General features: G+C 71.3%; 7 protein-coding genes. 4 read left to right on the top strand and 3 right to left on the bottom strand.

Annotated elements, in window-relative coordinates; all coding sequences use genetic code 11:
• From ACFDTC_RS14515 to recN, 3 genes are all read left to right on the top strand, one after another.
• On the top strand, positions 1-225 hold a 225-nt coding region (locus tag ACFDTC_RS14515), incomplete at its 5' end, for a UDP-3-O-acyl-N-acetylglucosamine deacetylase (protein ID WP_375259602.1).
• 134 nt (positions 226-359) lie between these two features.
• On the top strand, positions 360-1,214 hold the full coding sequence (locus ACFDTC_RS14510) for an outer membrane protein assembly factor BamD (protein WP_375259601.1): 855 nt from the start codon (positions 360-362) through the stop codon (positions 1,212-1,214).
• Positions 1,215-1,286: 72 nt separating this feature from the next.
• Positions 1,287-2,939 carry a DNA repair protein RecN gene (recN, locus tag ACFDTC_RS14505; RefSeq protein ID WP_375259600.1) on the top strand — a complete coding sequence of 551 codons (1,653 nt, stop codon included), beginning with the start codon at positions 1,287-1,289 and terminating at the stop codon, positions 2,937-2,939.
• Positions 2,940-3,019: 80 nt separating this feature from the next.
• Here recN and ACFDTC_RS14500 read toward each other — a convergent pair whose 3' ends face one another.
• Positions 3,020-4,393 (bottom strand): FAD-binding oxidoreductase, encoded by a 1,374-nt coding sequence (locus ACFDTC_RS14500; protein ID WP_375259599.1) that lies wholly within the window; start codon positions 4,391-4,393, stop codon positions 3,020-3,022.
• 80 nt (positions 4,394-4,473) lie between these two features.
• Between ACFDTC_RS14500 and ACFDTC_RS14495 the strand changes: the two genes are divergently transcribed.
• A complete protein-coding gene (locus tag ACFDTC_RS14495; protein WP_375259598.1) occupies positions 4,474-6,150 on the top strand; it encodes a chloride channel protein in 1,677 nt (558 codons plus the stop codon).
• Between the two features lie 10 nt (positions 6,151-6,160).
• Here ACFDTC_RS14495 and ACFDTC_RS14490 read toward each other — a convergent pair whose 3' ends face one another.
• Together ACFDTC_RS14490 and ACFDTC_RS14485 are read right to left on the bottom strand one after the other, a co-directional pair.
• Positions 6,161-6,502, bottom strand: coding sequence for a DUF427 domain-containing protein (locus ACFDTC_RS14490; RefSeq protein WP_375259597.1), 342 nt, complete (start codon positions 6,500-6,502; stop codon positions 6,161-6,163).
• 53 nt (positions 6,503-6,555) lie between these two features.
• The coding region (locus tag ACFDTC_RS14485; RefSeq protein WP_375259596.1) for an aminopeptidase family protein P at positions 6,556-7,749 on the bottom strand (1,194 nt) is incomplete at its 5' end.

The raw sequence follows: 7,749 nt of genomic DNA, 5'->3' as shown, positions 1-7,749 counted from the left end.
GTGCGCCACAAGATGCTCGACGCGCTCGGCGACCTTTCGCTGGCCGGTGCGCCGATCCTCGGCCACTACGACGGCCACAAGGCCGGGCACGCCATGACCAACGCCCTGCTGCGCCGCCTGTTCGACACGCCGCGCGCCTGGCGCATGCGCCCCTGCGACGCCGCCACGGCGGCCCGTCTGCCCGGCGCGGGCGTCGGTATCGACGCCGTCACCGCGGTCGCCTGAGCGCCGCGGCGGTGCCGCGACGGCCGGCCCGCGAATTCCGTCCAAAGGCGTTTTGCACCGGATTTTTCTGTGCTAGAGCCATGGTCCAACGGGGCCGCCATGCGGCCGGCAGGGTAACATCGGGACGGGTAGGCATGGCAGCGGGCAGATCGCGCAGCACGTGGATCGTGGCAGCCCTTGCGGCGCTTGCCGTGGCGGGATGCGAGGAACTCCAGGACCGCGAGACCGGTCCGGGCGGCGCGCCGCTCGAGAGCTTCACGGCGCAGCAGATCTTCGAGCGCGGCGAGTACGAGCTGGAGCAGAACGACGAGGAGGACGCGGCGTTCTACTTCTCCGAGGTCGAGCGGCTCTACCCGTATTCCGAGCTCGCCAAGCGCGCGCTGATCATGCAGGCCTACGCCCACCACCAGGACCGCGCCTACGAGGAATCGCGCTCGGCCGCGCAGCGCTACATCGACTTCTATCCCGCCGACGACGACGCGGCCTATGCGCAGTACCTGCTGGCGCTCAGCTACTACGACCAGATCGAGGAAGTGGGCCGCGACCAGGGCCTGACGTTCCAGGCGCTGCAATCGCTGCGCGCGGTGATCGAGCGCTATCCAGACAGCGAATACGCGCGCTCGGCGATGCTGAAGTTCGACCTGGCCTTCGACCACCTCGCCGGCAAGGAGATGGAGGTCGGGCGCTACTACCTCAAGCGCAAGCATTACGGCGCGGCGATCAACCGCTTCCGCACGGTCGTCGAGGATTTCCAGACCACCACCCACACCCCCGAGGCGCTGCACCGGCTGGTGGAAAGCTACCTGTCGCTGGGCCTCGTCGAGGAGGCGCAGACCGCCGGCGCGATCCTGGGCTACAACTACCAGTCGACCGAGTGGTACGAGGACAGCTATGCGCTGCTGACCGGGCAGGGGCTGGAGCCGCGGGTCTTCGACGGGTCGTGGCTGGGCGCGATCTACCGGCAGATGATCCGGGGCGAGTGGCTGTGATGCAGCCATCCCCGGCCCTGCGATCCACGCGTATCGGGCGGCGGGCGCGAACGGCCCGGCCGGCATCGGGACATGCTGCGCGCGCTTGAAATCAGGGACATGCTGATCATCGACCGGCTGGAGCTTGCGTTCCGGCCGGGTCTCAACGTGCTGACCGGCGAGACCGGGGCGGGCAAGTCGATCCTGCTCGACTCTCTGGGTTTCGTGCTGGGCTGGCGCGGCCGTGCCGACCTGGTGCGGCAGGGCGCCGAGCAGGGCGAGGTGACGGCGGTGTTCGATCTTGCCCCCGGCCACGCGGCGCGCGCCGTGCTGGCCGAGGCGGGCCTGCCCGAGGGCGATGAGCTGATCCTGCGCCGCGTCAACACCGCCGACGGGCGCAAGACCGGCTGGGTCAACGACCGCCGTGCCTCGGGCGAGGTGCTGCGGCGGCTGTCGGACACGCTGGTGGAATTGCACGGCCAGCACGACGACCGCGGCCTGCTGGACCCGCGCGGGCATCGCGCGATCCTCGACCTCTACGGCGATCTCGACGATGGCTTGCGCGCGACCCGCGCCGCCTGGCGCGCGCGCAGCGATGCCCGCCGCGCGCTGGACGAGGCCGAGGCGCAGCTGGCCGCCGTGCGCGAGGAAGAGGACTTCCTGCGCCATGCGGTGGCCGAACTGGAAAAGCTCACCCCCGAGGCAGGCGAGGAGGACGCGCTGGACGCCCGCCGCCGCGCCATGCAGGGCGCCGAGAAGATCCGCGAGGACATCGCCCGCGCCGGGCAGGCCTTGGGCGGCGACGGGGCCGAGGGCGCCATGGCCGATGCGCTGCGCTGGCTGGACGGCGCGGCCGACCGCGCCGACGGCCGCCTGGACGAGCCGATCGCCGCGCTGGCTCGCGCCATGGCCGAACTGGACGAGGCCGCGCGCGGGGTCGAGGATTGCCTCGACGCGCTCGACTTCAACCCCGCCGAGCTGGAAGAGACCGAGGAGCGGCTGTTCGCGATCCGGGCGCTGGCGCGCAAGCACCACGTGCTGGCCGACGACCTGCCCGCGCTGGCCGAGACGCTGACCGAACGCCTGGCCGCGCTGGACGCGGGCGAGGCGCGGCTGGACGAGCTGCGCCGCGGCGTGGCCAAGGCCGACGCCGCCTACGACGCGGCGGCCGCCGCCCTGGGCGAGGCGCGCGCCGCCGCCGCCACGCGGCTGGACCGCGCGGTGTCGGCGGAGCTTGTGCCGCTGAAGATGGAGCGCGCGGTCTTCACCACGCGGCTGGAGCCCGCCGCGCCGGGACCGGAAGGGCGCGAAACCGTCACCTTCACCGTCGCCACCAACCCGGGCGCACCGGCCGGGCCGCTCAACAAGATCGCCTCGGGCGGCGAGCTGTCGCGCTTCCTGCTGGCGCTGAAGGTGTGCCTGAGCCAAGAGCGCGACGCGGGCCTCACAATGATCTTCGACGAGATCGACCGCGGTGTGGGCGGGGCCACAGCCGACGCGGTGGGGCGCCGCCTGCAGGCGCTGGCCGCGGACGGTCAGGTGCTTGTGGTCACGCATTCCCCGCAGGTCGCGGCACTGGGCGCGCATCACTGGCGGGTCGAGAAGCGTGTCGACGGCGAGGTCACGACCTCGACCGTGGTGCCGCTGGAAAGCCCCGACCGCGAGGGCGAGATCGCCCGCATGCTGTCGGGCGACACGGTGACCGACGAGGCGCGCGCGGCGGCGCGCAAGCTGCTGGCGGGGTAGACCTTCGGCGAGGTGCCGTGCCGCGGGCGGGGGGCCTCCGGCGGGGATATTTTCAGACCAAAGAAGCGCGGGCGTGCGGCTCAGGCGTCGGGGACGACCTTGCCGGGGTTGAGCAGGCCCATCGGGTCGAGCGCCTGTTTCAGGCTGCCCATGATGGTCCAGCCCTGCCCGTGTTCCGCCTGCATGTAGCGCCGCTTGCCCAGGCCCACGCCGTGTTCGCCGGTGCAGGTGCCGCCCAGCCGCAGCGCGCGTTCGGCCATGCGGTGCGACAGGGTCATCGCCGCCTCGTGCTCGGCCGGCTGGTCGGGGTCGATCAGCAGGATCGCGTGGAAGTTGCCGTCGCCCACGTGGCCCAGGATCGGGCCGGGGATGGGACCGTCCGCGATGTCGGCCTGCGTCTCCTCGACCGCCTGCGCAAGCCGCGAGATCGGCACGCAGATGTCGGTCACCACCGCCCGCGCGCCGGGGCGCGAGGCGAGCACCGCGTAATAGGCGTTGTGCCGCATCGCCCAGAGCGCGCGGCGTTCCTCGGGGCGCGAGGACCATTCGAAGGTCGAGCCGCCGTGGTCGGCGACGATCTCGGCGAAGCGGGCGGCGTCCTGCGCGACGCCGTCGGGGCTGCCGTGGAATTCGACCAGCAGGTGCGGCGCCTCGGCCATCGCGACGCCGGCATAGGCGTTGAAGGCGCGCGCGGTGGCGGAATCCACGAACTCGATCCGCGCCATCGGCAGGCCCATCTGGATCGTGTCGATCACCGCGTTCACGGCGTCGGCGATCCGGGGGAAGGCGCAGATGCCGGCGCTAGTCGCCTCGGGGATGCCGTGCAGCTTCAGCGTCAACTCGGTCACCAGGCCCAGCGTACCCTCGGAGCCGACCATCAGCGCGGTAAGATCGTAGCCCGCGGCGGTCTTGCGCGCGCGGCTGCCGGTGCGGATCGTGCGGCCGTCGGCCAGCACCACCTGCAGGCCCAGCACGTTGTCGCGCATCGAGCCGTAGCGCACGGTGGTGGTGCCCGAGGCGCGCGTCATCGCCATGCCCCCAAGCGAGGCGTTGGCGCCGGGATCGACCGGGAAGAACAGGCCCGTGGCGCGCAGTTCCTCGTTCAGCGCCTCGCGGGTGACGCCGGGCTGGACGGTCACGTCCATGTCGGCGGGGCGGATTTCCAGCACCTTGTTCATGCGCGAGAAGTCGACCACCACGCCGCCCGACACGGCAAGGCCGTGGCCTTCCAGCGAGGTGCCGGCGCCCCAGCCGATCACCGGGCAGCGATGCTCGGCGCAGATCTGCATGATCTTCGCGACTTCGGCGGCGCTTTCGGGATAGGCCACCGCCTCGGGCGGGCAGGTCGGGAAATGGGATTCCGAGCGTCCATGCTGGTCCAGATCGGGCTTGGCTCGGCTCAGCCGTTCGCCTAGGACTTGGCCGAGCGCCTGGGCCGCGTGAGGAACTAGCATGTCATGACTCCGGTGGGACCGCGTGTCAGCTTAGCCGGTGCAAGCGGGGCTGCAAAGTCGCGCGAAACGGGGAGTGCGGGATGCTGAGTCTTCTCGGCCACCAGGTGCGACAGGCGGCCGAGCAATGCGGCCGCGGCTGGCAATTGCTGCGCACCGAGGGCCCCGGGCAGATCCAGTTCTGGTTCATCGCTCTGCTGGTCGGCATCGCCTCGGGTTTCGCCGCGATCCTCTTCCGCGGCGCGATCGAGCTGCTGCAGACCTTCGTCTACGACACGCCGGACGTGGGCAGCCTGCACAGCTGGGCCGCGACGCTGCCGTGGTACTGGATCCTCGCCGTGCCCACCGCGGGCGGCATCGCCGTCGGGCTGATCGTGCATTTCTTCACCCCCGACGGGCGCGTGCGCTCGGTCGCCGACGTGGTCGAGGGCGCGGCGCTGAATGACGGGCGGGTCGACAACAAGGCGGGTCTCGCCTCGGCCGCGTGTTCGTGGATCACGCTGTCGACCGGCGGCTCGACCGGGCGCGAGGGGCCGGTGGTGCACATCGCGGCGATGATCTCGTCCTGGGTGGCCAACACGCTGCGAGTCGACGGCGTGACCGGGCGCGACCTGCTGGGCTGCGCGGTGGCGGCGGCGGTCTCGGCCAGCTTCAACGCGCCGATCGCCGGCGCGCTCTTCGCGCTCGAAGTCATCCTGCGCCACTTCGCGCTGCACGCCTTCGCGCCCATCGTGGTGGCCAGCGCCGCCGGAACCGTCATCAACCGGCTGACCTACGGCGACGTGACCGAGTTCGTGCTGCCCGGCACCACCACGGTCGAGTTCTACCTGGAGCTTCCCGCCTTCTTCCTGCTGGGGCTGGTCTGCGGGCTGGTCGCGGTGGTGACCATGCGCGCGATCTTCTGGGCCGACGACACCGGCACCGTGATCCAGCGCCGCCTGTCGCTGCCCTACTGGTTGCGCCCCGCGCTGGCGGGGCTGATCCTGGGCGGCATCGCGATCGCCTTTCCGCACATCATGGGCGTCGGGTACGAGACCACGTCGCGCGCGCTGACCGGCGACCTGCTGCTGCACGAGGCGATCGTCTTCACCATGATGAAGGTCCTTGCGCTGGCGATCACCATGGCCGGGCGCATGGGCGGCGGCGTGTTCTCGCCCTCGCTGATGATCGGCGCGCTGACGGGGCTGGCCTTCGGGCACATCGCCACCGGCGTCTTCCCCGAGGTGTCTTCCGTCTTCACGCTCTACGCGCTGGCGGGCATGGGCGCGGTCGCCGCCGCGGTGCTGGGCGCGCCGATCTCGACCACGCTGATCGTGTTCGAGCTGACGGGCGACTGGCAGACCGGCCTTGCGGTCATGGTGTCGGTGTCGATGTCCACCGCGCTCGCCTCGAGGCTGGTGAACCGCAGCTTTTTCCTGACGCAACTGATGCGGCGCAACGTGCACCTCGCCGCCGGGCCGCAGGCCTACCTGCTGGCGATGTTCCGGGTGCAGGGTGTCATGCGCCGCCCCGACCACCCCCACGCCGCCGACGAGGAAGCGCTGCACCGGATGATCGAGCAGGGGCTGTACATCCAGGCCGAGGCGACGCTCGAGACCGCGCTGCCGCGGTTCGAGAAATCGGGCGTGGTCTACATGCCCGTGGTGACGCTGGACGGCGAGGCCGGCACGCCCGTGCTGCAGGGCGCGCTGTTCCACGTCGACGCGCTGAAGGCCTACAACCGCGCGCTGGCCGCCACCGCCAAGGAAGAGCACAGCTGACGGCGCAGGATCAGACCTGTTCTACCGTCACGCCGTCCTGTTGGTAGAACGCGAGATGCTCGCCGATGCTGGCGGCGTCGTCCTTGGGGCGCTCGTAGCTCCAGACCGCGTTGCTGTAGGTGCGCGACTTCGACATGATCGAGAAGTAGCTGGCATCGCCCTTGAACGGGCAATGCGTGCTGTGGTCGGTGCGGTCGAGGAACGCCATCGCCACGTCCTCGCGGGGGAAGTAGATCACCGGGTCGTGCCCGTCCTCGCGCAACTCCATCGCCCGCGTGGATTCGGCGATCACGGCGCCGCCGGCGCGGACGACCCAGGTGCCGATCGCCGGTTTGATCGAGATGATGCTCATGGCTGCTCCAGTTGGTCGGTCCCGCGCGGAATGGCCGGGATCGTGCATGCCCCTCAGATAGCCCGGCAGGCGTGGTTTAGCCAGTCTTGCGCGGCACCCTCCAGCAGCGGGCCGATCTCGTCCGCGACGCGCGCGTGGTAGGCGTTCAGCCAGGCGCGTTCGTCCGGCGTCAGCAGGTCCGCGTCGATCAGCCGCCGGTCGATCGGCACCAGCGTCAGCGTCTCGAAGCGCAGCATCGCCGGCACGGTCTGGCCGGGCAGGGCGGGGGCCTCCTCGACCGCGATCAGGTTCTCGATCCGGATGCCGAAGGCGCCCTCGCGGTAGAAGCCCGGCTCGTTCGACACGATCATGCCGGGTTCCAGCGGGACGGTCCCGGTGCGGGCGATGCGCTGCGGGCCCTCGTGCACCGACAGGTAGGCGCCGACGCCGTGGCCCGTGCCGTGGCCGTAGTCGAGGCCTTGCTGCCATAGCGCCGCGCGCGCGAAGGGGTCGATGTCGCGCCCTGCGAGCCCCGCCGGAAAGCGCAGCCGCGACACCGCGATCATGCCCTTCAGCACGCGGGTGAAGGCGGCGATCTCGTCGGCGCCGGGCTGGCCCACGGCCATGGTGCGGGTGATGTCGGTGGTCCCGTCGCGGTACTGGCCGCCGCTGTCGACCAGCAGCAGCTCGCCCGCCTGCAACTTGCGGTCCGTCGCCTCGCTCACCCGGTAATGCACGATCGCCCCGTTCGGCCCGCTGCCCGAAATCGTCTCGAACGAGATGTCCAGAAGGCACCCGGTCGCCACGCGCTCGGCCTCGAGCCGCTTGACCACGGCGATCTCGGTCAGATCGCCGGGCGCCTCGGCGTCGAGCCAAGCCAGGAATCGCGCCATCGCCGCGCCGTCGCGGCGGTGTGCCGTGCGCGCGCCGTCGAGCTCGGCCGCGTTCTTGCGCGCCTTGGGCAGCAGGCAGGGGTCCGGCCCCTCCAGCGGGGCGTCGCGCAGCGCCTCGGCCACCGCCACGGGGCAAGACGCCGGGTCGACCCGCACCGGCCCGTCGAGCGCGCGCAGGGCCGAGACGAAGGCCTCGGGCGCATGCACGCTGACCGCGGTGCCCAAGTAATCGCCGAGGCCCGACAGCTTGGCTTCGTCGACGAACAGCGACACCCGCGCATCGGCGTGCAGGATCGCGAAGGCGTGCGGCACCGGGTTGCGCACGATGTCGCTGCCGCGGATGTTCAGCAGCCAGGCGATGCTGTCGGGCAGGGT

The sequence above is a fragment of the Citreimonas sp. genome (assembly GCF_042096055.1).
In the GTDB taxonomy this organism is placed as follows: Bacteria; Pseudomonadota; Alphaproteobacteria; order Rhodobacterales; family Rhodobacteraceae; genus Citreimonas.
The sequence above is the reverse complement of the archived record's forward strand: the minus strand, read 5'-3'. Positions and strand labels throughout refer to the sequence as shown.